This is a genomic window from Streptomyces mangrovisoli, from assembly GCF_000974985.2.
In the GTDB taxonomy this organism is placed as follows: Bacteria; Actinomycetota; Actinomycetes; order Streptomycetales; family Streptomycetaceae; genus Streptomyces; species Streptomyces mangrovisoli.
The window spans coordinates 40940-63835 of the sequence record NZ_LAVA02000047.1 but is presented as its reverse complement, the minus strand read 5'-3'; the positions used below and the strand labels follow the sequence as shown (position 1 = coordinate 63835).

The window sequence follows — 22896 nt, the reverse complement described above, 5'->3', positions numbered from 1 at the left end:
GGCTTGCGTTCCAGTGGCCTATGGTGTAATTGGCAGCACGACTGATTCTGGTTCAGTTAGTCTTGGTTCGAGTCCAGGTAGGCCAGCTCGCAGAGCTCATCTGCAAAGCCCCCGTTGTGTAGCGGCCTAGCACGCTGCCCTCTCAAGGCAGTAGCGCCGGTTCGAATCCGGTCGGGGGTACTGATCCTTCCCGCGAGGCGAGCTCGGGTAGCTCCCTCTCACCTCGATGCAGGATCGCTAGGGCCCCCGTTGTGTAGCGGCCTAGCACGCCGCCCTCTCAAGGCGGTAGCGCCGGTTCGAATCCGGTCGGGGGTACTGACTGGTCTAAACCGTCATTGGTCTATGGTGTAATTGGCAGCACGACTGATTCTGGTTCAGTTAGTCTTGGTTCGAGTCCAGGTAGACCAGCTCGGACCTGCGGAAACGCAGGCTCCACGCCCCCGTTGTGTAGCGGCCTAGCACGCCGCCCTCTCAAGGCGGTAGCGCCGGTTCGAATCCGGTCGGGGGTACAGAGGAAGGCCTCTCGCGCGAGCGAGGGGCCTTCTCCGTTTCCGAGGGTCCGGCCCGGTGTCCGGCCCTGGTGTCCGGTCCCGGGCGCCACCGCGCGGGCGGCCTACTCGAAGCCGTACCGCCGCGCCGACTCCTCCTCCTGGGCCAGCCGGTGCATCGCCTGGAGCATCGGCTGCACCAGGATCGCGCCCAGCACCGCCGTCTCCACCTTCTCTGCCTCCGAGGGCCGCGTCTCCACGAAGTCCAGGTCCAGGGCGGCCGCCCGGTGCATCAACCGGGCATAGGACAGCAGCAGTTCGAAGTCCCAGTCGTAGCCGAGCCGGCGCACCGCGGCCACCGCCACCACCAGCGAGCGGTACGACGGCGAGATCGTGGTCAGCAGCTTGGCGTTCGACCACTCCAGGGCGTCGAGCAGCTCCCCGGTCTCCCGCTGCGCGGCGCGCACGAACTCGTCGTCCGCGTCCGGCTCGGGGATCTGCGGCAGCGCCCACAGCGCGGCGCCCAGCCGGACGGTGCGCCCCAGCGACTCGTCGTCGACATGCCCGAGCACCTGCTTCACCGTGGCCACCGGCAGCCGGCCGACCTGGATCATCGCGCGCACCAGGCGCAGCCGGCGCAGATGCTCCTCGTCGTACTCCGCGGTCGTCGTGTTGACCTGCCGGCCCGGCGCCAACAGCCCTTCCCGCAGGTAGTACTTGATCGTCGCGGTGGAGACACCGCTGCGCTCGCTCAACTCGGCCAGCCGCATCCCTTGCACCCCTTCTTGGTCAGCGGCACTATCTAAGCACGGGCATCGGATAGTGACGCTCACCAACATCATCCGGCGGGGCCGTCGACCGGCCGGCGCCGGGGCGAGGGGGAACCATGTTCGGGAAGAAGGTCGTCGCGGGCCGGACCACCGCGGCCGCGCAGGGCGATGTCGTCGTCCTGCTGATCGGGATGCGCATCAACCGCTTCCGGGCCGTCCACCACTGGGTGCCGGTGCTGCTCGCCATGCCACGGATGCTGCGCGAGCTGACCGCCGACCCCGAGCGCGGGCTGCTCGGCCATGTGCTGCTCACCGCGTCGCCGCGGACGTACTACGTCGTGCAGTACTGGGAGTCGAAGGAGAAGCTCTACGCCTACGCGCACGCGCCGGAGATGTTCCACCACCGGGCGTGGGCGATCGTCAACCGCAAGGAGAAGGCGGGGAAGGCGCGTCAGCACGTGGGGCTGTGGCACGAGACGTACGTCGTCCCGGAAGGCGGGTACGAGTCCATCTACGCGGACATGCCCGCGTTCGGGCTCGCGGCCGCGCACGGGCAGCTGCCCGTGGAGCGCCGTGGACGGACGGCGAAGGAGCGCTTCGCGCACCGCGCGGGCGCGTCGGCGGACTCCTGAGAGGTGTGAGGCCGGCACCGGGGGAGCGCCTGCCGCGGCGTTGAGGCCGGCGCTTCCCGATGCCGTACGAGGAACGAGGGGGTTCAGCCCGAGCGGCGCAGGGCCTCCGACAGGCGTCCGGCGGCGTCGATGACGGCCTGGGCGTGCATCCGGCCCGGGTGCCGGGTCAGCCGCTCGATGGGTCCGGAGACCGAGACCGCGGCCACCACGCGGTTGGAGGGGCCGCGCACCGGCGCCGAGACCGAGGCCACGCCCGGCTCGCGCTCGCCGATCGACTGCGCCCAGCCGCGCCGCCGTACGCCCGACAGGGCCGTCGCCGTGAACCGGGCTCCCTGGAGCCCGCGGTGCAGCCGCTCCGGCTCCTCCCAGGCCATGAGGATCTGCGCGGAGGAGCCGGCCTTCATGGTCAGCGTGGAGCCGACCGGGACCGTGTCCCGGAGGCCGGACAGGCGCTCGGCGGCGGCCACGCAGATGCGCATGTCGCCCTGGCGCCGGTAGAGCTGCGCGCTCTCGCCGGTGATGTCCCGCAGATGCGTGAGCACCGGGCCCGCCGTCGCCAGCAGGCGGTCCTCGCCCGCCGCCGCGGCCAGCTCGGCGAGGCGCGGGCCGAGAATGAAACGGCCCTGCATGTCGCGCGCCACCATGCGGTGGTGTTCCAGTGCCACGGCCAGGCGGTGGGCCGTGGGTCGTGCCAGTCCGGTGGCCCCGACCAGACCCGCGAGGGTGGCCGGACCGGACTCCAGAGCGCTCAGGACGAGGGCCGCCTTGTCCAGAACGCCGACGCCGCTACTGTTGTCCATGAAACGATACTCACGTCTCACTCTGTGAAACGCAAGTTCCTTTTTCCGTGAGACGCGCAACCCTTGTATGCACAGCGGCCCGAAGAACATGCGGGCCCGGTGGCGGGCGCCCGTGAACAGGGGCCGGGCGCCGCTCCTGAAGATCTCTAGGTGTGCCGGCTCACTCTGCCGGCCGGAGGGAAAGCGATGGGTAGGACACTCGCGGAGAAGGTCTGGGACGACCATGTCGTCCGGCGCGCCGAGGGCGAGCCCGACCTCCTCTTCATCGATCTGCACCTGCTGCACGAGGTGACCAGCCCGCAGGCGTTCGACGGCCTCAGGCAGAACGGCCGCCAGGTGCGCCGCCTGGACCTCACCATCGCGACCGAGGACCACAACACCCCGACCCTCGACATCGACAAGCCCATCGCGGACCCGGTCTCCCGGGCCCAGCTGGAGACGCTGCGCAAGAACTGCGCGGAGTTCGGCGTCCGGCTGCACCCGCTGGGCGACGTCGAGCAGGGCGTCGTGCACGTCGTCGGCCCGCAGCTGGGTCTCACGCAGCCCGGCACCACGGTGGTCTGCGGCGACTCGCACACCTCGACGCACGGTGCCTTCGGCGCCCTGGCGTTCGGCATCGGCACCTCCCAGGTGGAGCACGTGCTGGCCACCCAGACGCTGCCGCTGGCCCGCCCGAAGACCATGGCCATCACCGTCGACGGCGAACTGCCCGAGGGCGTCACGGCCAAGGACCTGATCCTCGCGATCATCGCGAAGATCGGTACGGGCGGCGGCCAGGGCTACATCCTGGAGTACCGCGGCTCCGCCATCGAGAAGCTCTCGATGGAGGCCCGGATGACCATCTGCAACATGTCGATCGAGGCCGGCGCCCGCGCGGGCATGATCGCCCCCGACGAGACCACCTTCGACTACCTCAAGGGCCGTCCGCACGCCCCCGAGGGCGAGGACTGGGACGCGGCCGTCGCCTACTGGAAGACGCTGCGCACGGACGACGACGCCGAGTTCGACGCCGAGGTCGTCATCGACGGCGCCGCGCTCTCCCCGTTCGTCACCTGGGGCACCAACCCGGGCCAGGGCGCGCCGCTTTCGGCGGCCGTCCCCGACCCGGCTTCGTACGAGGACGCTTCGGAGCGCCTCGCCGCCGAAAAGGCCCTGGAATACATGGGGTTGGAGGCCGGGCAGACGCTGCGCTCCATCAAGGTGGACACCGTCTTCGTAGGCTCCTGCACCAACGGCCGGATCGAGGACCTGCGCGCCGCGGCCGACATCCTCAAGACCCGCAAAGTCGCCGACGGCGTACGGATGCTGGTCGTGCCCGGATCCGTGCGGGTCGGCCTCCAGGCCGTCTCCGAGGGCCTGGACACGGTCTTCAAGGAGGCCGGCGCCGAATGGCGGCACGCGGGCTGCTCGATGTGTCTGGGCATGAACCCCGACCAGCTGGCCCCCGGCGAGCGCTCCGCCTCCACCTCCAACCGCAACTTCGAGGGCCGGCAGGGCAAGGGCGGCCGGACGCACCTGGTGTCGCCGCAGGTCGCGGCCGCCACCGCCGTCCTCGGCCACCTGGCCTCGCCCGCCGACCTGTCCGACGCCCCCGCGCCCGCTGGAGTCTGAGAATCATGGAAGCCTTCACCACCCACACCGGCCGGGCCGTGCCGCTGCGCCGCAGCAACGTCGACACCGACCAGATCATCCCCGCCCACTGGCTCAAGAAGGTGACCAGGGACGGCTTCGAGGACGGTCTGTTCGAGGCCTGGCGCAAGGACGAGAACTTCGTCCTCAACCGGCCCGAGCGGCAGGGCGCCACGGTGCTGGTGGCCGGCCCCGACTTCGGTACCGGCTCCTCCCGTGAGCACGCGGTCTGGGCGCTGCAGAACTACGGCTTCAAGACCGTGATCTCCGCCCGCTTCGCCGACATCTTCCGGGGCAACTCGCTGAAGAACGGCCTGCTCACGGTGGTGCTGGAGCAGAAGACCGTGGACGCGCTCTGGGAGCTCGTCGAGAAGGACCCGACCGCCGAGGTGACCGTGGACCTCCAGGCGCGCGAGGTGCGCGCCGAGGGCATCACCGCCTCCTTCGAGCTGGACGAGAACTCCCGCTGGCGGCTGCTGAACGGCCTCGACGACATCTCCATCACCCTGAGCAACGAGGCCGACATCGCCGCCTACGAGGCGGGCCGTCCCTCCTTCAAGCCGCGGACGCTCCAGGTCTGATCCGCACCCGCCGGACCGACGCTTTCCGGCCGCCGCGACACTCCCGCCGTACCCCCGATCACCCCGATCGGGGGTACGGCTTTGTCTGCGCCCGGACGCCTTCCGACGCGTCCGTCACGTCTGCCAACTTCCCGCGTTATGAAGGAGGTTGACGGGGTACGCGATCTTCTGGGAGGCGGTTCCCACGGATGCCGGAAAGGTGGCCACAGGCGGCAGTTGCACCCTGCGCAGGCGACAACTCGCCCCAGATGGCACAATCTGTGCATGGAACACGACGGCCAACTCGGGCTCTATACGGCAGTCGCGGACCAACTGAAGGAAGCGCACCTGCGGGTGCGCGCACTGCAAGTCCCGGAGGGCGTACGGATGGCGCTGACCCGGAAGCTGCTGGTCATTACGGCCGCGGCCAAGCACGATCTCGCCGACGCGGCAAGGCGTCTGGAGGCGTTCACGGCAGACCTCGACGCGGGGCGCGTCCCCACAGAGGAACGCTGAACACGTCCTGGGCAGTCGAGTCCGTTGCGGCACAAGGGTGATTAGCCCGTTTCGTGTTTGATTTGCGGTATATATCTGCCTAACGTGCGAAAAAGCTTGAACACTTTCGTTCCGGCGATGTCTCCGAAGGGGAAGACGTGAACAAGGCGCAGCTCGTAGAAGCGATTGCCGACAAGATGGGCGGTCGCCAGCAGGCCGCCGAGGCTGTCGACGCGGTCCTGGACGCCATCGTCCGCGCGACTGTCGCGGGAGACCGGGTTTCGGTCACCGGCTTCGGTTCGTTCGAGAAGGTCGACCGCCCCGCTCGGTACGCCCGCAACCCCCAGACGGGCGAGAGGGTTCGGGTCAAGAAGACCTCCGTGCCGCGCTTCCGCGCCGGTCAGGGCTTCAAGGACCTGGTCAGCGGCTCGAAGAAGCTGCCGCGTGGTGGCGAGGTCGCGGTCAAGAAGGCCCCCAAGGGCAGCCTGACCGGTGGCGCCTCGGCGACGGTCAAGAAGGCCGCGGCGAAGAAGACCACGGCCAAGAAGGCGACGGCGACGACCCGGAAGGCCGCGGCGAAGAAGACCACCACGGCCGCCGCGAAGAAGACCACCGCCACCGCCAAGAAGACCACGGCGAAGACCACGGCCAAGAAGGCGACGGGCGCCGCGAAGACGGCCGCCGCGAAGAAGACCACCGCCACCGCCAAGAAGGCCCCGGCGAAGAAGGCCACCGCCAAGAAGGCCCCGGCCAAGAAGTCGACGGCACGCAAGACCACCGCGAAGAAGGCCACCGCCCGCTGAACGGCGCGGTACGAAGGCACTCACGCGCCGGGCCGGGCTCCGTACGGGAGCCCGGCCCGCGGCGTGTGCGCGGCGTGACCGGGACGGTCCGGCGCGGAGTTCGGAAGGTGCGCGGCGTGACCGGGACGGTCCGGCGCGGAGTTCGGAGGGTGCGCGGCGTGACCGGGACGGTCCGGCGCGGAGTTCAGAAGGTGTGCAGCGTGACCAGGACGGCCCGGCGGGCCTCGCCCTCGCCCTCCGTCTCGATCCGCACCCGCTGACCCGGCCGCAGCAGCCTGAGTCCGCCCGCGTCGAACGCCGGTGCGTCGAAGGGCACCGGGGTCCCGTCGTCGAGCAGCACCTGCCCGCTGCGGGTCGCGGGGTCGTACGTGTACGCGGTCGCCTGCATGGCGGCAGCCTACTGCCCCGGAATCAGCAGCCGCGCGGCCGCGGCGGCCGTCCGCGGCCCCACGCCGAGCGCCAGCGCGGCCCGCAGATCCTCGCCGGTGTCCACGTCCTGGCGCACCGAGTCCACCGCCGACAGGGGCAGCTCCACCGCGCCGCCCGCCCGGTGCGCCGCGCGTGAGCCGGCGCCGAACTCCGGCGCCAATTCCCGTCCCGCGGCCGCCGTGAGCAGAGTCGTGCCGATACCGGCGGCATCCGCGAGAAAAGCGCGCGGGAATTCCGCGGCGGCATCCAGCACCCGGGCCAATTCCCCGGGCCGCAGCGCCGGCAGATCGGCATTGAGGGCGGCCACCGGGCCATCGGGCCGCGTCGCGCGCACGACGCCCGCCGCATGCGCGAGGGCGGCGTTCAGGCCGCTCGCCGGGGTGTCCGGCACGATCCGCGCGCCGAGCGCCGCGAGTTCCCGCCCGGCCAGCACGTCGTCCGTGACGACCGCCACATCCCGCACCGCCGCGCAGGCCAGCACGGCCGCCACCGTGTCCTGCGCGAACGCCAGCGCGAGACCCGGCCGAAGCCCGTCGCCGGCGGTGTCCGCCAGCCTGCTCTTGGCCCGCGCCAGGGGCTTCAGGGGGATGACCAAGGTCCACTGCACCGGCGTACCGTCCCTTACTCGTCGCGGACATTGTCACCCGGCCGATCTGGCGCTTCGCGAGCCGGGGCGTACGGTGTTCTCGACAGACCGGCGGCCTGGGGCGACACTTGTGCGGCCCCCCGGCCCAGGTGACAGCCCTAGAGGAAGGTGTCCGCGTGCCCCGCCGCAGAATCGGCTTCTGGTACCGCTTCGCCGCGACGCTCTGCAAACCGCCGCTGGTGATTCTGATCAAGCGGGACTGGCGCGGAATGGAGAACATTCCGGCCCAGGGCGGATTTATCACCGCGGTGAACCACAATTCCCACGTGGACCCCTTCGCGTACGCGCACTATCAGTACAACACCGGAAGGGTTCCGCGATTCCTCGCGAAGAGCGGCCTTTTCAAGAAGGGATTCGTCGGCGCCGCGATGCGCGGCACCGGGCAGATCCCGGTCTATCGCGAGAGCACGGACGCGCTGAGCGCGTTCCGCGCCGCGATCGACGCGGTGGAGCGCGGGGAATGCGTCGCCTTCTATCCCGAGGGCACCCTCACCCGCGACCCGGACGGCTGGCCCATGACCGCCAAGACCGGCGCCGCGCGCGTGGCCCTCCAGACCAAGTGCCCGGTCGTGCCGATCGCGCAGTGGGGCTGCAACGAACTCCTGCCGCCCTACGCCAAGAAGCCCGACCTGTGGCCGCGCAAGACCCACCGCGTGCTCGCCGGACCTCCCGTGGACCTCTCGCGGTTCTACGACCAGGAGATGACCGCCGACCTCCTCAAGGAGGCCACCGAGGTCATCATGGCCGCCGTCACCGGGCTGCTGGAGGAGATCCGCGGCGAGAAGGCACCCGACACCGTCTACGACCCGCGCCGTGAGCGGATCGAGCAGCGGCGCCGTACCCAGGCACAGGCCGGACAGGCACAGACCGGACAGGCACAGGCCGGACAGGCCGAGGAAGGGGCGAGCGGCACGTGAGCAAGCCTGTCAAGGCGGCGGTCCTCACCGCCGGTTCGTGGGGCACCGCGTTCGGGATGGTGCTCGCCGACGCCGGCTGCGAGGTCGTCCTGTGGGGGCGCCGGGCCGAGGTCACCGACGCGATCAACTCCACCCGCACCAACCCCGACTACCTGCCCGGCGTCGAACTCCCGGAGAACCTGCGGGCCACCACCGACCCCGCCGAGGCCATGGCCGACGCGGACTTCACGGTCCTGTCGATGCCTTCCCAGACGCTGCGCGAGAACCTGGCCGCCTGGGTGCCGCTCCTCGCCCCGGACACCGTGCTGGTGTCGCTGATGAAGGGCGTCGAACTCGGCACCACCATGCGGATGAGCGAGGTGATCGAGGACGTCGCCAAGGTCGGCCAGGACCGCATCGCCGTGGTCACCGGCCCCAACCTGGCCCGCGAGGTCGCCGCGCGGATGCCCGCCGCGGCCGTCGTGGCGTGCACCGACGAGGCCGTCGCGCAGCGACTCCAGGCGAACTGCCACACCCCCTACTTCCGGCCGTACACCAACACCGACGTGGTGGGCTGCGAACTGGGCGGCGCGGTGAAGAACGTCATCGGGCTCGCCGTGGGCATCGCCGACGGCATGGGGCTCGGCGACAACGCCAAGGGCTCGCTCATCACGCGCGGGCTCGCCGAGACCACCCGGCTCGGGCTCGCGCTCGGCGCCGACCCGCTGACCTTCTCCGGGCTCGCCGGCCTCGGCGACCTGGTGGCGACCTGCTCCTCGCCGCTCTCGCGCAACCACACCTTCGGCACCAACCTCGGCCGGGGCATGACCCTCCAGGAGACCGTCGCGGTCACCAAGCAGACCGCGGAGGGCGTCAAGTCCTGCGAGTCCGTGCTGGATCTGGCGCGCAGCCACGGCGTCGACATGCCGCTCACCGAGACAGTCGTCGCCATCGTGCACGAGGGCAAGTCGCCCGTGGCCGCGGTCAAGGAACTCATGTCGCGCAGCGCGAAGCCCGAACGACGCTGAGCGACCCCCCGAGTCGACGCTGTCTCGGGGCTCTACCACCGGGTACGCTCATCGCGATATGAGCACCGAGAACCTCCCCCAGAGCCCTGAGCAGCCGTCCCGCAAGCCGCGCGTGGCCGTCGTGTTCGGCGGTCGCAGCTCCGAACACGGGATCTCCGTGGTCACCGCGGGCGCCGTCCTGAAGGCCATCGACCGGACCAAATACGACGTCCTGCCGATCGGCATCACCCAGGACGGGCGTTGGGCGCTCACGGCCGACGAGCCGGAGCGGATGGCGATCACCGAGCGCCGCACGCCGACCGTGGACCAGCTCGCCGAGTCGAGCGAGGGCGGTGTGGTGCTCCCCGTCGACCCGGCCAACCGCGAGGTCGTCTACACCGAGCCCGGTTCGGTCCCCAAGGCGCTCGGCGAGGTCGACGTCGTCTTCCCCGTCCTGCACGGCCCCTACGGCGAGGACGGCACCCTCCAGGGCCTGCTGGAGCTGTCCGGTGTGCCGTACGTGGGCGCGGGCGTGCTCGCCTCGGCCGTCGGCCAGGACAAGGAGTACATGAAGCGGGTGTTCACCTCGTTCGGCCTCAAGGTCGGCCCGTACGTGGTGATCCGGCCGCGCGAGTGGCAGCAGGACCAGGCCGCCGCCCGCAAGAAGATCATCGACTTCGCGGGCGAGCACGGCTGGCCGCTGTTCGTGAAGCCCGCGCGCGCGGGCTCCTCGATCGGCATCACCAAGGTCGACGGCCTGGAGGGGCTCGACGAGGCGATCGCCGAGGCGCAGCACCACGACCCGAAGATCCTCGTCGAGGCGGCCGTGCACGGCCGCGAGATCGAGTGCGGCGTGCTGGAGTTCGAGGACGGGCCGCGCGCGTCGGTCCCCGCGGAGATCCCGCCGCCCTCGGAGCACGCGTACTACGACTTCGAGGCGAAGTACATCGACTCGACCCCCGGCATCGTCCCCGCCCCGCTGACGCCCGAGGAGACGGCCGAGGTGCGGCGGCTCGCGGTGGACGCCTTCGACGCGGCCTCCTGCGAGGGCCTGGTCCGGGCGGACTTCTTCCTCACCGAGGACGGCGAGTTCGTCATCAACGAGATCAACACGATGCCCGGCTTCACGCCGATCTCGATGTACCCGCAGATGTGGCAGGCGACCGGCATCGGCTACGCGGAACTGGTCGACCGCCTCGTCCAGGCGGCGCTGCGCCGCTCCACCGGGCTGCGCTGAACCCCGGCGGCCCTCCGCACCCCTTCGCGCGACCGGTTCGCGCTCAGTCGGCGATCCCCTCGGGGATCGCCTTCTTGATGGAGGCGGCCAGGTCGACGAGGACCGAGGAACTCTCGTCGGCGCGCGCCTTCTCCAGCGTCACCTGTACGTAGGCCCGCCGGTTGGCCGTGGTGAACCGGTAGGAGCCGTCCTTCTGCTTCTCCATCAGCCAGTCCACCCCGTTCACCCCGCCCGCGATCGCGTCGGCGTCGCCGCCCTCGGCGACCTTCGGGTCGACCATCTTGGGCGGCCGCTCCACACCGCAGCGCAGTATGATCGCCGGGCCTCCCCAGCCCGCCGTGAGGGCGGACCGGGGCTCGGGGTCGTCACGGCCGAGGCCGTCCACCTTCCGCGGCAGGGCCTGGTCCAGGTCCTGGCACAGCGCGGTGGCCGCCTTGCCGGGACGCGGAACCGCCACCGACGCGGTGTCGTCCGTCGAGAAGGAGCAGCCCGCGGCGGCGACCGTCAGGGCGAGCACGGGCAGGCCGACAAGCCGGTGGCGGAAGAAGTTCACCGGCCAAGGGTAGACGGGGGCTACAGGTGCACGACCGGGCAGGTCAGGGTCCGCGTGATGCCGTCCACCTGCTGGACTCTCGCGACGACGAGACGACCCAGGTCGTCGACGGTGTCGGCCTGGGCGCGGACGATGACGTCGTAGGGTCCCGTGACGTCCTCGGCCTGGATCACGCCAGGGATCTTGCTGATCGTCTCGGCGACGGTCGACGCTTTGCCGACCTCCGTCTGGATCAGGATGTACGCCTGTACCACGGAACCTCCAGGGCGGCCACGAGGATCATGTGGGGAAAAGGAACGCCACGGTATCGCGTCGCCGCTCGCCGCGGGGAGACCTGCGGGGGCCGGGCCTTGCGCGCCGGGGTGCAGGCAGGACGGAAGTTGACGGTCACCATGACCGTACCGACGCGGCGGACGCGACGCGACCGGGCGGTAGGAGCAGTACGAGAAGAGGACGAACGATGAAGGGCACCGTCGGTGAACTGGGGGAGTTCGGGCTCATCAGGGAGCTCACATCCCGGCTCACCACCACGTCGGTGGTGCGCATCGGCCCCGGCGACGACGCCGCCGTGGTCGCCGCACCCGACCGCCGGGTCGTGGCCAGCACCGACATCCTGCTGGAGGGCCGGCACTTCAGGCGCGACTGGTCCACGGCGTACGACGTCGGCCGCAAGGCCGCCGCGCAGAACCTCGCGGACATCGCGGCCATGGGCGCCGTGCCGACCGCGCTGCTGCTCGGCCTGGTGGTGCCCGCCGAACTCCCGGTCACCTGGCCCACGGAGCTGATGGACGGCCTGCGCGACGAGTGCCAGGTCGCGGGCGCGGCGGTGGTCGGCGGGGACGTCGTACGCGGCGACACGATCACGGTGTCGATCACCGCGCTCGGCGATCTGCGCGGCCAGGAGCCGGTCACGCGGGGCGGCGCGCAGCCCGGCGACCTCGTCGCGGTCACCGGCTGGCTCGGCTGGTCCGCCGCCGGCTACGCGGTGCTCTCCCGCGGCTTCCGCTCGCCGCGCGCCTTCGTGGAGGCGCACCGGCGCCCCGAACCGCCGTACCACGCGGGCCCCGCGGCCGCCGCCCTCGGCGCGACCGCGATGTGCGACGTGAGCGACGGACTGATCGCCGACCTCGGGCACATCGCGGAGGCCAGCAAGGTCCGTATCGACGTCCGCTCCGGCGCGATCGACATCCCCTCGCAGATGAACGACATCGGACAGGCCGTGGGTGTCGACCCGCTCCAGTGGGTGCTGACCGGGGGAGAGGACCACGCGATCGTGGCGACGTTCCCGCCGGACGTGAAGCTGCCCGCCCGCTGGAAGGTCATCGGCGAGGTGCTCAACCCCTCGGCGCTGCCCCAGGTGACGGTCGACGGCGCGCCCTGGACCGTCAAGGGCGGCTGGGACCACTTCGGGGACATCGAGTCGTGATCCCGCCGCGCGTGCTGACCGTCGCGGGTTCCGACTCCGGCGGCGGGGCCGGGATCCAGGCCGACCTGAAGACGATGCTGGCGCTCGGGGTGCACGGGATGAGCGTGATCACCGCGGTGACCGCGCAGAACTCCCGTGGCGTGCAGGGCGCCTGGGAACTGCCGGTGGAGGCGGTACGGGCGCAGTACCGCAGTGTCGTCGACGACATCGGCGTGCAGGCGGTGAAGACCGGGATGCTGGCGTCGGCGGAACTGGTCGAGGCGGTCGCCGAATTGATCTCCGCCACGGACGCGCCGGCCGTGGTGGACCCGGTGGGCGTCTCCAAGCACGGCGACCCGCTGCTGGCGGCCGGCGCGCTCGCCTCGGTGCGCGCGAGGCTGCTGCCGGTGGCGACGGTGGCCACCCCGAACCTCGACGAGGTGGCGCAGCTCACGGGGGTCCGCGTCGCGTCCGAGGACGATCTGCGCCGGGCCGCGGCCGCGGTGCTGGCGTACGGCCCGCGCTGGGTGCTGATCAAGGGCGGCCATCTGCCCGGGGACGCGGTGGATCTGCTCACCGACGGCTCGGCCGAGCACTGGCTGCGGGCCCCGCGCCACGACAACCGGCACACCCACGGCACGGGCTGCACGCTGGCGTCCGCGATCGCGGCGGGCCTCGCGCGGGGGCTGGCCGTGCCGGAGGCGGTCACGGCGGCCAAGGATTACGTCACCGGGGCGATCGCGGCCGGGTTCGCGCTGGGCGCGGGGATCGGGCCGGTGGACCACGGGTGGCGGTTCAGGGAGTGAGGCCGGGCCGTGTGCCGGAGAGGCCCTCGGGGACAGCAAAAAGCCGGTCCACCCTCAGGTGAACCGGCTTAGTGCAGTGGACCGGACAGGTGCCACGCGCGGTGTCAGCGCGAGACCTTGCCGGCCTTGATGCACGAGGTGCAAGCGTTGACGCGCTTCGGCGTCCCGCCGACCACGGTACGAACGCGCTGGATGTTGGGGTTCCAGCGGCGAGACGTACGGCGGTGCGAGTGCGAGATGTTGTTGCCGAAGCCCGGCCCCTTGCCGCAGACGTCGCAGTTGGCAGCCACGGGTCACTCCAAAGACTTCAGATGCACTTACGGTTGGTCCCGGCATGCCGGGAATCGAGATCGTAAGGATCAGAGACCTGAATGGCGGTGCCAGGGGGAGAATGCCCGATCTGCATCGGGCAACCGGAGCAGCATACAACGACTGCGTCCGTAGAACGAAACTACCATGGCAGCTCAGGAGCCCGCGCACGGCCCTGTTCCGGGGAACGGCCGTCCGGGGTCTACGCTGCCTCCCACGTCCGGCCGGCTCAAGGAGGCGCAGGTGGTGGCGCAGGTGCCGCAGACATTCCTCGATGCTCTCGCGGTGCGCAGCTGGTGCGGCCTCGCGCTGCGGGCGCTGGGGCAGGTCCGCGGGGAGATCGACGCGATCAACGTGTACCCGGTCGCGGACGGGGATACCGGCACCAACCTCTATCTGACGCTGGAGTCCGCGGCGACCGCCGTCGAGGCGGTCTTCGCCGGCCACGAGGCCGGCCGGGACGCGGGCCGTGCGGCGGCCCCCGGCCGGACCGCGGGGCCCTCGCTCGCGGACGCGGTGCACGCGATGGCGCACGGCGCGCTGATCGGCGCGCGGGGCAACTCGGGCACGATCCTGGCGCAGCTGCTGCGCGGCATGGCCCAGGTGTTCGCCGACGGCGGTGAGACACCTCACACGGACGGCCCGGGGCTGCGGCTCGCGCTGCGGCACGCGGCCGACTCGGCACGGCAGGCCGTGGCCCACCCGGTGGAGGGCACCGTCCTGTCGGTCGCCTCGGCCGCCGCCGACGCCGCCGCCGGGACCGAGGGCGACTGCGGCACGGTCGCGCTGGCCGCCTACGAAGGAGCGCGCGCGGCGCTGGCCGCCACGCCGGGGCAGCTGGCGGTGCTCGCCCGCGCGGGCGTCGTGGACGCGGGCGGGCGGGGACTGGTCGCCGTGCTCGCGGCGCTGGTGGAGACCTTCACGGGGGAGCCGCCCGCGGTGGAACCGGTGGCCGTGTCCGCCGCGCCCGCGGCCGGGGCGGACACGGGCGGGGAGACCGCGCCTGAGGCGGTGCACGCCGTCGTCTGCGCCGACGGACCCGAGACCCCGGAGGACGGCGGTCCCGCCTTCGAGGTGACGTATCTGCTGGAGGCGGCGGACGCGCCGGTCGCGCGGCTGCGGGAACGGCTGGACACGCTCGGCGACTCGCTCGTCGTGGTCGGCGGCGACGGACTGTGGAACGTGCACGTCCACGTGGACGACGCGGGGGCCGCCGTCGAGGCGGGGGTCGAGGCGGGGCGGCCGTACCGGATCAGGATCACCCACTTCGGCGCGGGCGACGTGCACACCACCGGGGCCGAACGGCCGGCCCGCGAACGCGTCCAGCGCGCCGTCGTGGCGGCCGTGCCGGGGGCGGGGCTGGCCGGCCTGTACACCGAGGCGGGCGCGACGACGGTGCTCGCCCGCCCGGAGGAGCCGCTCGCGAGCGGGGAACTGGTGGAGGCCGTACGGCGGGCCCACGCGCGCGAGGTCGTCCTGCTGCCCAACGACGCCGATTTGCGGCTGACCGCGGCCGCGGCGGCCGACCAGGCCCGCGCCGAGGGCATCCGGGTGGCCCTCATCCCGACCCGGTCGCCGGTCCAGGGCATCGCCGCGCTCGCCGTCCACGAGCCGGAGCGGCGCTTCGACGAGGACGTCGTCCAGATGACGTCGGCGGCGGGCGCCACCCGCTACGCGGAGGTGGCCGTCGCCGAACGCCAGTCCTGGACGATGGCCGGCATCTGCCAGGCGGGCGACGTGCTCGGCCTGATAGACGGCGACGTCGCGGTCATCGGCGCGGACGTCACGGCGACGGCCGAAGCGGTCCTGGACCGCATGCTCGCGGCCGGGGGAGAACTGGTCACCCTGGTCCTGGGCGACGACGCGCCCACGGGGATCGCTGCCCATCTGGAATCGCGTGTCCGGGAGTCGTACCTGGCGGTCGACACGATCACCTACCACGGCGGCCAGGACGCGGTCCTCCTGATCGGCGTGGAGTAGCCCCCACCCCGACTCCACCCCGCCCCCGACTCCGCCCCGGACCCGTGCGGCACCGCCGTGGCCGCTCGCGCAGTTCCCCGCGCCCCTGTCGGCAACCGTGCGGGTTCGTCGTGGCTGGTCGCGCAGTTCCCCGCGCCCCTTCAGGGCGCCGGATCCGGACGCGCCCCGAAAGGGGCGCGGGGAACTGCGCGAGCGACCACGACGGCGCCGCACATGCCCCAACAGGGGCGCGGGGAACTGCGCAATCAGGGGACGGGGCCCGCGGCCGGGGAGCCCCTACTCCTCCGGTAGGTCCAGCAGTTGGTGGGCCTCCGTGCGGCGGGCCGCAACCGTCTCCTCGTCGGGAGCCCCCGTACCGCCGGACTCGTACGCCGCCAGAACGACCCGCGCCCGCGCCGCCGCCGCCGACGGCCGCCCCAGGTCCGCCTCCAGCCACCCCGCGGCCAGTTCCGCCCCGGTACGGCTGTGCAGCGCGTCCGGCCCCAGCGAGGCGAACACCGTGATCGCCTCCGCCAGATGGGACAACGCCTCCTCGAACGCCGCGCGGATCGACGCGTCCTCCGCCTCCTCCGCCACCGACCGGGCCAGCAGGTCCCCGAACTGCCGGTGGGTGTTGCCCAGTTCGGCACGGAGGTCGGCACGCCCGGCCTCGTCGTCGGGAGCGTCCGCCAACGCCGTACGGCACTCCTCCAGCGCCGCCGTCATCAGCGCCCGCGCCTCGTCGAGCCCCGCGTCCTCGTCCGCCCGCAGCGCCAGCCACGCGCGGGCGCGCAGGGCGCGCACCAGCCGGGGCACGTTGCCGAGCTCGCGCCACAGATCGCCCGCCCGCGCGTACGCCCGGTCCGCCTCCGCCGGCAGCTCCGCGCGGCTCAGCGACTCCCCGGCCAGATGCGCGAGCGTCGCGTGGTCCTGCTGCTCGGGCCAGAGCCGGGCGATCTCCGCGGCCTCGAGCCGCCGCTCCGCCGCCGCGCGATGCTCCCCGAGCGCGCTCAGGCAGTCGCCCAGCCACCACTGCGTCTGCACCACCGCACCGTCGCCGTGGATCTCCGCCGTCAGCTCCGGCAGCGCCGACTCCAGTACCTCCGCCGCCTCGGCGAAACGTCCCTGCCGAAGGAGGAAGCCGCCGAGCTGATGCCGCGCCCAGGCGCCCAGCGTCGGCCCCTGCCCGGCCTCGTCGGCCCAGTGCGCGGCCTGCAGCGCGTGCTCCGCGCCCTCCACCGCCTCCCCGCGGCCCCCCACCAGCTCCGCCAGCTGAAGGTGCAGCTGGGCCCGGCCCACCGGCTCCAGATACGGCCCCCCGTGCTCCAGCGCGGCCCGCACCGCCCGCTCCGCCTCCGCCATGTCGTCGAGCTGGTGGGCGAGCGCGGCCACCCGCACCTCGTACTCCACCGCGAACCACGGCAGCCCCCGCACCACGAAGTCGTGCGCGGCCCGCCGGAACAGATCCGCCGCCCGCTCGGTGTCCCCGGCGTGCTCCGCCAGCTCCGCGAGCATCGCCCGCGCCTCCGCCGCCCGCGCCGCCAGCCGCACGTCGTCCCCGATGTGCCCGCCGACGAACGCCAGCACCTCTCGCACCGCCCGCTCCGCGTCCGCCCCCGCCGCACTCGCCGCATCGCCCTCGTGCACCCGGCGCATCAGGACCCGCGCCCGGCTCATCAGCACCGACGCGGTCTGCGGCACCTCGGTGCCCTCCTCGGCGTACAGCGCGAGCACCTGGTCGTACGGCTCCGCGACCGCATCGACCGCCTCCGCCACCTCACCCGACAGGGCCCGCACGTACGCGCCACGCGCGCGTGCCGCCAGCGCCTCCCCGGGGTCGCCCGCCTCCGCGTACAGCTCCGCCGCCCGCTCGAACAGAGCGACCCCCTCCGGGCCGCGGCCCATCGCCTCGTGATCGGCGATCTCCGCGCGGGCCCGCGCGTCCAGCTCGGCGCCCTCCGCCGCCCGCGCGACCGCCTCCCACGCCTGGAGCGCGTGCGGCCGCAGCGTGTCCGACTGCCGCCGCGCCTCGGCGAGCAGCTCCGCCACGTCCGGCGCGCCGGCGCCGCTCTCCGCGGCGGCCGCCACCGGCCCCGCGGCCGCCGCGGCGGGCCGGGCCGCCGCCCGCACCCCGAGCGGCAGCCGCTCCACCAGCGGAACCTGAGCCATCCGCTCCCGCGTGCGCTCACCGACGTACGGCGTCCCGTTGCGCGCGTCGAACCGCGCGGCCAGCTCCAGCGCCTCCGCGCGCGCGTGCGCCGCCAGGTCGCCCGCCGTCCACGACCGCCCCGCGGGCCCCGGCACCCGCTGCCCGCCCAGCCCCGCCCCGGCCAGCCGGTCCATCAGCAGCGCCACCACCGCCAGGAAGTCCAGCCGGCTCCTCGGCTGCCCGCCGTCCGTGAAGTACGCCGGCCGCTCCGCGAGCAGTTCCAGCCCCCGCGCCTCGTTGCCGCTGAGCGCGCAGAACTCCACATGGTCGGCGTACGCGGCCCGCATGCTCTCCATCGGCCGCACCAGCCGCAGCCCGCGCAGATGGTGCGCGCGGGCCTCGTCCGCCCGGCCCAGCCGCAACAGCGGCACCAGCGAGGACGCGAGCACCGCGTGCGGCTCGTGCGCGCAGCTGAACTCCCCGTCGAGGACCGGCCGCCACAACTCGACCGCCTCCGCGTCCCGGCCCCGCCGCGCCTGCCACTCGCCCTGCCCGTGCAGCTCGCACGCGTGGCAGTCGGCCATGCTGTCCCGGTCCGCCGCGAGCCACGCCGCGTACGCCCGCTCCGCGCGCGGCAGATCGCCCAGATGCGCGGCCACACTGAACTCCGCGCTGCGCACGGCCCGTTCGGAGTGCCCGGCCAGCCGGTACCGGTGCTCCATCTCGCCGAGCCACTTCTCGATCGAGGCGAGCGGCACATGCGGCTGGTCCAGCATCCCCGCCGACATCCACTTGAAGACCCAGTGCAACGAGTGCGTCTCGTACGCGTCGAAGTCCTCGGGCCGCTCGTCCCACAGGCGCAGCAGCCGCGCGAACGGGACGAACATCTTGTCCTTCTCGGAGCTGTAGTTGTAGACCTTCAACTGGTGCCCGAGCGCCTCGATCACGGCGAGCGGGATGTTCAGCCGCTCCGCCTCCGTGAGCAGCCGCTCCGCCCGCGCGTTGCGGGCCGGACCCTCCGGCCGCTCGGAGTTCTCCGCCATCGCCCGGCGCAGCCCGTCGAAGTCGGTGATCTGGTCCATCAGTGACCGTCCTCCGCGTGTGTGGCCCACTCCAGGAGGCCGATGAACGCCCGGTTCAGCAGCGCCGAGTCGGCCGGCCGCAGCGGGCGCTGCGCCATCAGCAGCGCCTGCCCGTACAGGGACTCCGCGGCGGTGCCGATCAGTTCCGGGTCCTTGAGCGAGCTGATCCTGCGGATCAGCGGATTGAGATGGTTGAGCACCAGCCGCGCCCGCGGCGCGCTGCCGCGCATCGAACCGAGGATGCCCGCCCACAGGTCGTCCGCCTGCTCCTCGGCCTCCGCGCGGGCCTGCTCGTGCCGGGCCGACCGGTCGTCCAGGTGCAGCGCGGGCACCAGCAGCGGATGGAAGGCGCGCAGCACCACGTCACAGCCCAGCGGGTCCAGCTTCGCCCGCGCCGCCGCCAGGAAGTCCGCCAGCGCCAGCTCCTGGGCCGGGTCGACCGCGTCCAGATGCGCGGTCACCGTGTCCGCGTCCAGCTCCGCGACCACCGTCCCCGGCCGCACCGACGGCAGCGCCTCGACCAGCTCGCTGTCGTACGTGTAACCGCCGTTGATCACCCCGACGCCCTGCGCGGACGCGATCGGGGCGACCTGCCGGTACTCCTCCACCGTCCGCGAGAAGTGCACCACCGGGTGGCGCCGCGCGAACTCCTCCAGCGACAGCCGCCCGTCGGTCGTCTCGAACGGCAGCCACGGCAGCATCGTGCGCAGCATCTCCGCGTCGTGCCGGGCCAGCGACTTCACGCCCAGGTGGTGCACCGCGAGGAACGCCGCGAGCCGCTCCGGATCGCCCGCCGCGAGCCCCGTCAGCCACGACCGGATCCGCTCGCCCAGCGCCTCCCGCACGGCCGCCAGCGTCTCGTCCTCGTACAGCGACTCGCGCGACGCGGTCGGCCGCAGACTGTCCGTGTCCAGCACGCAGCGCACGAAGAACGCCCACTCGGGCAGCAGCTGTTCGGCCCGCTCGGTGAGCAGCATCCCCTTCAGATGCACCCGGTGGGTCGCCCGCTGCGCCGGACTGACCGCCGAGGGCAGCACGTACGCCACCCCGCGGATCCCGGCGAGCGGCACGTCCAGCGCGATGGAGTCGAGCGGCGCGAAGCCGAACAGCTCATGGCAGTGCCGGGCCAGCGCCACCCGCCGGTTCGCCGGGGAGGGGTACGAGCGGGCCCAGGGCGCCGGCAGATCGGTGACGGCCTCCTCGCCCACCCGCACGTCGTACGGCAGCAGCGAACCGAAGTCCCGCGCCAGCGCGAGCACCCGCTCCCCGGACAGCCACTCGGCCGCCCCGGCGCGGGCCGTCAGATGCACGGTCGTGCCCGGCTCGGGACGGGCCTCGTCGGGCAGCGTGCGCACGGTGTACGAGCCGTCGTCGCACGCCGTCCACTCCACCGGCGGCGCGCCGGGGGTACGGGCGCTGCGGCTGACCACCCGGATCCGTTCGGCGACCACGAAACAGGCCAGCAGCCCGATGCCGAACTGCCCGAGGAAGTCGGCACGGGCCTCCTGGAGCCCCTCCGCGCGCTTGGAGCTGCGCCCGATGGTCGCCAGCAGGCTGTGCACGTCGGACTCGGTGAGCCCGACGCCGGTGTCCTCCACGCGCAGCGCGCCGTTCTCGGCGTGCAGCCGCACCCGGGCCGGGGCATCGGGGTCCTCGGCCAGCCGCGCGGTGATCGCGTCCACCGCGTTCTGCAACAGCTCGCGCAGATAGACCCGGGGGCTGGAGTACAGGTGATGGGAGAGCAGGTCCACCAGACCGCGCAGGTCGACCTGGAACGTGTGAGGTGACGGGGGTACCTGGGATGACTGTGAGGTCTGGGAGTCCATCGTCGCAGCGCCGGTGGGGGGAGAGACGTCGGCGCGGGGTCGGGCGGTCCCGTGTGAGGCGGCGACCGCGGGGGGATGGCCGGAGCGCGTCATCCTAAAGCCGGAACGAGCCGCCTGACCAGGGGTTTCCCGGGATTGACCGGTGTTGTCGGTGGTGTGGTGTGCAATGGATCTCGTGCCTGCACTGCGAGAACCCCTGCGACAACCACTGAAGTCGGTGCTCGGCCCCGCCACCGCGAAGGTGATGGCCGAGCACCTCGGCCTGCACACGGTCGGCGACCTCCTGCACCACTACCCCCGCAGGTACGAGGAGCGCGGGCAGCTCACCCACCTCGCCGACCTCCCCCTGGACGAGCACGTCACGGTGGTCGCGATGGTCGCCGACGCGCGCCTGCACTCCTTCGCCTCCGCCAAGGCGCCCCGCGGCAAGGGTCAACGCCTGGAGGTCACGATCACCGACGGCAACGGCCGCCTCCAGCTGGTCTTCTTCGGCAGCGGGGTCCACAAGCCGCACAAGGAACTCCTGCCGGGCACCCGCGCGATGTTCTCCGGCAAGGTCTCCGTCTTCAACCGCCGCCTGCAACTGGCGCATCCGGCGTACGAGTTGCTGCGCGGCTCCGGCGACGAGGCCGAGGAGTCGGTGGAGAGCTGGGCCGGCGCCCTCATCCCGCTCTACCCCGCCACCGCCAAGCTGGAGTCCTGGAAGATCGCCAAGGCGGTGCAGACCGTGCTGCCCACCGCCCAGGAGGCGCTCGACCCGCTGCCCGAGGCCCTGCGCGAGGGCCGCGGCCTGGTCTCCCTGCCCGAGGCCCTGCTGAAGATCCACCGCCCGCACACCAAGGCCGACATCGCGGACGCCCGCGACCGCCTCAAGTGGGACGAGGCGTTCGTCCTCCAGGTCGCCCTCGCCCGCCGCCGCCACGCCGACGGCCAGCTCCCGGCCGTCCCCCGCAGCCCCCGCCCCGACGGCCTGCTCACCGCCTTCGACGACCGCCTCCCCTTCACCCTCACCGACGGCCAGCGGGGCGTCTCCGAGGAGATCTTCACCGACCTCGCCACCGAACACCCCATGCACCGCCTGCTCCAAGGGGAGGTGGGCAGCGGTAAGACCATGGTCGCCCTGCGCGCCATGCTCGCCGTGGTCGACGCGGGCGGGCAGGCCGCGATGCTCGCGCCCACCGAGGTGCTCGCCCAGCAGCACCACCGGTCGGTCACCGAGATGATGGGCGAGCTGGCCGAGGGCGGGATGCTGGGCGGGGCCGAGCACGCCACCAAGGTCGTGCTGCTCACCGGCTCCATGGGGGCGGCCGCCCGGCGGCAGGCGCTGCTCGACCTCGTCACCGGCGAGGCGGGTCTCGTGATCGGCACGCACGCGCTGATCGAGGACAAGGTCCAGTTCCACGACCTCGGCCTGGTCGTCGTGGACGAGCAGCACCGCTTCGGCGTCGAGCAGCGCGACGCCCTGCGCGGCAAGGGCAAGCAGCCGCCGCACCTGCTGGTCATGACGGCCACGCCGATCCCGCGCACGGTCGCGATGACCGTCTTCGGCGACCTGGAGACCTCCGTGCTCGACCAGCTCCCGGTCGGCCGCTCGCCGATCGCCAGCCATGTCGTCCCGGCCGCCGACAAGCCCCACTTCCTCGCCCGCGCGTGGGAGCGGGTGCGCGAGGAGGTCGCGGCCGGGCACCAGGCGTACGTCGTCTGCCCGCGCATCGGCGACGAGGAGGACGAGCCGAAGAAGAGCGCCGCGAAGCAGGCGGCCGCCGACGACGCCGAGAAGCGGCCGCCGCTCGCCGTCCTCGACATCGCCGCGCAGCTCGCCGCGGGCCCGCTGAAGGGCCTGCGCGTGGAGGTGCTGCACGGCAGGATGCACCCCGACGACAAGGACGCGGTCATGCGCCGGTTCGCCGCGGGCGACACCGACGTCCTGGTCGCCACCACCGTCATCGAGGTCGGCGTGAACGTGCCCAACGCCACCGCGATGGTGATCATGGACGCGGACCGCTTCGGCGTCTCCCAGCTGCACCAGCTGCGCGGCCGCGTGGGCCGCGGCTCCGCGCCCGGACTCTGCCTGCTGGTCAGCGAGATGCCCGAGGCCAGCCCGGCCCGCCAGCGGCTCACCGCGGTCGCCTCCACCCTGGACGGCTTCGAGCTCTCCCGCATCGACCTCGAACAGCGCCGCGAGGGCGACGTCCTCGGCCAGGCCCAGTCCGGCGCCCGCTCCAGCCTGCGGGTGCTGGCCGTCATCGAGGACGAGGAGGTCATCGCCGAGGCGCGCCAGGAGGCGACGGCCCTGGTGGCGGCCGACCCCGAACTCACCGGCCTGCCCGGCCTGCGCACCGCCCTGGACGCCCTGCTGGACGAGGAACGGGAGCAGTACCTGGAGAAGGGCTGAGCCGGATGGAGAAGGGCTGG

Annotated in this window: 21 protein-coding genes and 5 tRNA genes; 17 read left to right on the top strand and 9 right to left on the bottom strand. The window is 72.7% G+C overall.

The window, feature by feature from the left end:
• Nucleotides 1-14 precede the first annotated feature (14 nt).
• From WN71_RS21065 to WN71_RS21045, 5 genes are all read left to right on the top strand, one after another.
• Nucleotides 15-86, top strand: a tRNA-Gln gene (locus WN71_RS21065).
• A gap of 21 nt (nt 87-107) precedes the next feature.
• A tRNA-Glu gene (locus tag WN71_RS21060) sits at nt 108-180 on the top strand.
• A 62-nt stretch (nt 181-242) separates the two neighbouring features.
• Nucleotides 243-315, top strand: a tRNA-Glu gene (locus tag WN71_RS21055).
• Nucleotides 316-336: 21 nt separating this feature from the next.
• A tRNA-Gln gene (locus WN71_RS21050) sits at nt 337-408 on the top strand.
• A 28-nt stretch (nt 409-436) separates the two neighbouring features.
• Nucleotides 437-509: transfer RNA gene (locus tag WN71_RS21045), tRNA-Glu, on the top strand.
• 104 nt (nt 510-613) lie between these two features.
• Here WN71_RS21045 and WN71_RS21040 read toward each other — a convergent pair.
• Nucleotides 614-1258, bottom strand: a complete 645-nt coding sequence (locus WN71_RS21040) for a MerR family transcriptional regulator (RefSeq protein WP_046590284.1) — start codon at nt 1256-1258, stop codon at nt 614-616.
• Between the two features lie 116 nt (nt 1259-1374).
• On the opposite strand from WN71_RS21040, the gene WN71_RS21035 reads away from it, so the two are divergent.
• Nucleotides 1375-1890: a DUF4188 domain-containing protein gene (locus WN71_RS21035; protein ID WP_046590281.1), complete on the top strand. Its 516-nt coding sequence runs from the start codon at nt 1375-1377 to the stop codon at nt 1888-1890.
• 83 nt (nt 1891-1973) lie between these two features.
• Here the strand turns inward: WN71_RS21035 and ndgR are convergent, their stop codons facing one another.
• Nucleotides 1974-2690: an IclR family transcriptional regulator NdgR gene (gene ndgR / locus WN71_RS21030; RefSeq protein ID WP_046590279.1), complete on the bottom strand. Its 717-nt coding sequence runs from the start codon at nt 2688-2690 to the stop codon at nt 1974-1976.
• Between the two features lie 186 nt (nt 2691-2876).
• On the opposite strand from ndgR, the gene leuC reads away from it, so the two are divergent.
• The 4 genes from leuC (at nt 2877) to WN71_RS21010 (ending at nt 6177) form a co-directional block, all read left to right on the top strand.
• Nucleotides 2877-4301 (top strand): 3-isopropylmalate dehydratase large subunit, encoded by a 1425-nt coding sequence (gene leuC, locus WN71_RS21025; RefSeq protein WP_046590277.1) that lies wholly within the window; start codon nt 2877-2879, stop codon nt 4299-4301.
• 5 nt (nt 4302-4306) lie between these two features.
• On the top strand, nt 4307-4900 hold the full coding sequence (gene leuD, locus WN71_RS21020) for a 3-isopropylmalate dehydratase small subunit (RefSeq protein WP_046590275.1): 594 nt from the start codon (nt 4307-4309) through the stop codon (nt 4898-4900).
• Between the two features lie 264 nt (nt 4901-5164).
• On the top strand, nt 5165-5395 hold the full coding sequence (locus WN71_RS21015; RefSeq protein WP_046590274.1) for an SCO5555 family protein: 231 nt from the start codon (nt 5165-5167) through the stop codon (nt 5393-5395).
• 137 nt (nt 5396-5532) lie between these two features.
• The gene (locus WN71_RS21010) at nt 5533-6177 is read left to right on the top strand and encodes an HU family DNA-binding protein (protein WP_046590272.1); all 645 of its coding nucleotides are present in this window, start codon (nt 5533-5535) and stop codon (nt 6175-6177) included.
• Nucleotides 6178-6361: 184 nt separating this feature from the next.
• Here the strand turns inward: WN71_RS21010 and WN71_RS21005 are convergent, their stop codons facing one another.
• Nucleotides 6362-6565, bottom strand: coding sequence for a hypothetical protein (locus WN71_RS21005; RefSeq protein ID WP_046590271.1), 204 nt, complete (start codon nt 6563-6565; stop codon nt 6362-6364).
• 9 nt (nt 6566-6574) lie between these two features.
• Entirely contained in the window at nt 6575-7213 is a 639-nt protein-coding gene (cofC, locus tag WN71_RS21000; RefSeq protein WP_046590269.1) for a 2-phospho-L-lactate guanylyltransferase, read from the bottom strand.
• 155 nt (nt 7214-7368) lie between these two features.
• Here cofC and WN71_RS20995 point away from each other — a divergent pair, with 155 nt between their 5' ends.
• The 3 genes from WN71_RS20995 to WN71_RS20985 are packed head-to-tail and all read left to right on the top strand — an operon-like array spanning nt 7369 to nt 10392.
• Nucleotides 7369-8169 (top strand): lysophospholipid acyltransferase family protein, encoded by an 801-nt coding sequence (locus tag WN71_RS20995; RefSeq protein ID WP_046590267.1) that lies wholly within the window; start codon nt 7369-7371, stop codon nt 8167-8169.
• Nucleotides 8166-9176, top strand: coding sequence for an NAD(P)H-dependent glycerol-3-phosphate dehydrogenase (locus tag WN71_RS20990; RefSeq protein WP_046590266.1), 1011 nt, complete (start codon nt 8166-8168; stop codon nt 9174-9176). The genes WN71_RS20995 and WN71_RS20990 overlap by 4 nt, the downstream gene beginning before the upstream one ends.
• A 58-nt stretch (nt 9177-9234) precedes the next feature.
• Nucleotides 9235-10392: a D-alanine--D-alanine ligase family protein gene (locus WN71_RS20985; RefSeq protein WP_046590264.1), complete on the top strand. Its 1158-nt coding sequence runs from the start codon at nt 9235-9237 to the stop codon at nt 10390-10392.
• A gap of 43 nt (nt 10393-10435) precedes the next feature.
• Here WN71_RS20985 and WN71_RS20980 read toward each other — a convergent pair whose 3' ends face one another.
• Together WN71_RS20980 and WN71_RS20975 are read right to left on the bottom strand one after the other, a co-directional pair.
• Nucleotides 10436-10945 (bottom strand): DUF3515 domain-containing protein, encoded by a 510-nt coding sequence (locus WN71_RS20980; protein WP_046590263.1) that lies wholly within the window; start codon nt 10943-10945, stop codon nt 10436-10438.
• Nucleotides 10946-10965: 20 nt separating this feature from the next.
• The gene (locus WN71_RS20975) at nt 10966-11199 is read right to left on the bottom strand and encodes an Lrp/AsnC family transcriptional regulator (protein WP_046590261.1); all 234 of its coding nucleotides are present in this window, start codon (nt 11197-11199) and stop codon (nt 10966-10968) included.
• 206 nt (nt 11200-11405) lie between these two features.
• Here WN71_RS20975 and WN71_RS20970 point away from each other — a divergent pair, with 206 nt between their 5' ends.
• On the top strand, nt 11406-12371 hold the full coding sequence (locus tag WN71_RS20970) for a thiamine-phosphate kinase (protein WP_046590259.1): 966 nt from the start codon (nt 11406-11408) through the stop codon (nt 12369-12371).
• Complete coding sequence (gene thiD, locus WN71_RS20965) at nt 12371-13156, top strand: bifunctional hydroxymethylpyrimidine kinase/phosphomethylpyrimidine kinase (protein WP_046590309.1); 786 nt, start codon at nt 12371-12373, stop codon at nt 13154-13156. Before WN71_RS20970 ends, thiD begins: the two co-directional genes overlap by 1 nt.
• A gap of 104 nt (nt 13157-13260) precedes the next feature.
• Here thiD and rpmB read toward each other — a convergent pair whose 3' ends face one another.
• Entirely contained in the window at nt 13261-13446 is a 186-nt protein-coding gene (rpmB, locus tag WN71_RS39990) for a 50S ribosomal protein L28 (RefSeq protein ID WP_003993230.1), read from the bottom strand.
• Nucleotides 13447-13711: 265 nt separating this feature from the next.
• Between rpmB and WN71_RS20960 the strand changes: the two genes are divergently transcribed.
• A complete protein-coding gene (locus WN71_RS20960) occupies nt 13712-15445 on the top strand; it encodes a DAK2 domain-containing protein (protein WP_046590307.1) in 1734 nt (577 codons plus the stop codon).
• 276 nt (nt 15446-15721) lie between these two features.
• Here the strand turns inward: WN71_RS20960 and WN71_RS20955 are convergent, their stop codons facing one another.
• Nucleotides 15722-18655, bottom strand: coding sequence for a hypothetical protein (locus WN71_RS20955; protein WP_046590257.1), 2934 nt, complete (start codon nt 18653-18655; stop codon nt 15722-15724).
• Complete coding sequence (locus WN71_RS20950; RefSeq protein WP_079177998.1) at nt 18655-20481, bottom strand: HSP90 family protein; 1827 nt, start codon at nt 20479-20481, stop codon at nt 18655-18657. Before WN71_RS20950 ends, WN71_RS20955 begins: the two co-directional genes overlap by 1 nt.
• Before the next feature lie 166 nt (nt 20482-20647).
• Between WN71_RS20950 and recG the strand changes: the two genes are divergently transcribed.
• Nucleotides 20648-22876 carry an ATP-dependent DNA helicase RecG gene (gene recG, locus WN71_RS20945; protein WP_046590253.1) on the top strand — a complete coding sequence of 743 codons (2229 nt, stop codon included), beginning with the start codon at nt 20648-20650 and terminating at the stop codon, nt 22874-22876.
• The last annotated feature ends 20 nt before the right edge of the window (nt 22877-22896 follow it).

Bases quoted from the DNA above. Each gene is read 5' to 3' on its own strand.
- WN71_RS21040 (WP_046590284.1), bottom strand. From the start codon at position 1,258: ATGCGGCTGGCCGAGTTGAGCGAGCGCAGCGGTGTCTCCACCGCGACG.
- WN71_RS21035 (WP_046590281.1), top strand. From the start codon at position 1,375: ATGTTCGGGAAGAAGGTCGTCGCGGGCCGGACCACCGCGGCCGCGCAG.
- ndgR (WP_046590279.1), bottom strand. From the start codon at position 2,690: ATGGACAACAGTAGCGGCGTCGGCGTTCTGGACAAGGCGGCCCTCGTC.
- leuC (WP_046590277.1), top strand. From the start codon at position 2,877: ATGGGTAGGACACTCGCGGAGAAGGTCTGGGACGACCATGTCGTCCGG.
- leuD (WP_046590275.1), top strand. From the start codon at position 4,307: ATGGAAGCCTTCACCACCCACACCGGCCGGGCCGTGCCGCTGCGCCGC.
- WN71_RS21015 (WP_046590274.1), top strand. From the start codon at position 5,165: ATGGAACACGACGGCCAACTCGGGCTCTATACGGCAGTCGCGGACCAA.
- WN71_RS21005 (WP_046590271.1), bottom strand. From the start codon at position 6,565: ATGCAGGCGACCGCGTACACGTACGACCCCGCGACCCGCAGCGGGCAG.
- WN71_RS20985 (WP_046590264.1), top strand. From the start codon at position 9,235: ATGAGCACCGAGAACCTCCCCCAGAGCCCTGAGCAGCCGTCCCGCAAG.
- WN71_RS20970 (WP_046590259.1), top strand. From the start codon at position 11,406: ATGAAGGGCACCGTCGGTGAACTGGGGGAGTTCGGGCTCATCAGGGAG.
- WN71_RS20955 (WP_046590257.1), bottom strand. From the start codon at position 18,655: ATGGACCAGATCACCGACTTCGACGGGCTGCGCCGGGCGATGGCGGAG.
- WN71_RS20950 (WP_079177998.1), bottom strand. From the start codon at position 20,481: ATGGACTCCCAGACCTCACAGTCATCCCAGGTACCCCCGTCACCTCAC.
- recG (WP_046590253.1), top strand. From the start codon at position 20,648: ATGGATCTCGTGCCTGCACTGCGAGAACCCCTGCGACAACCACTGAAG.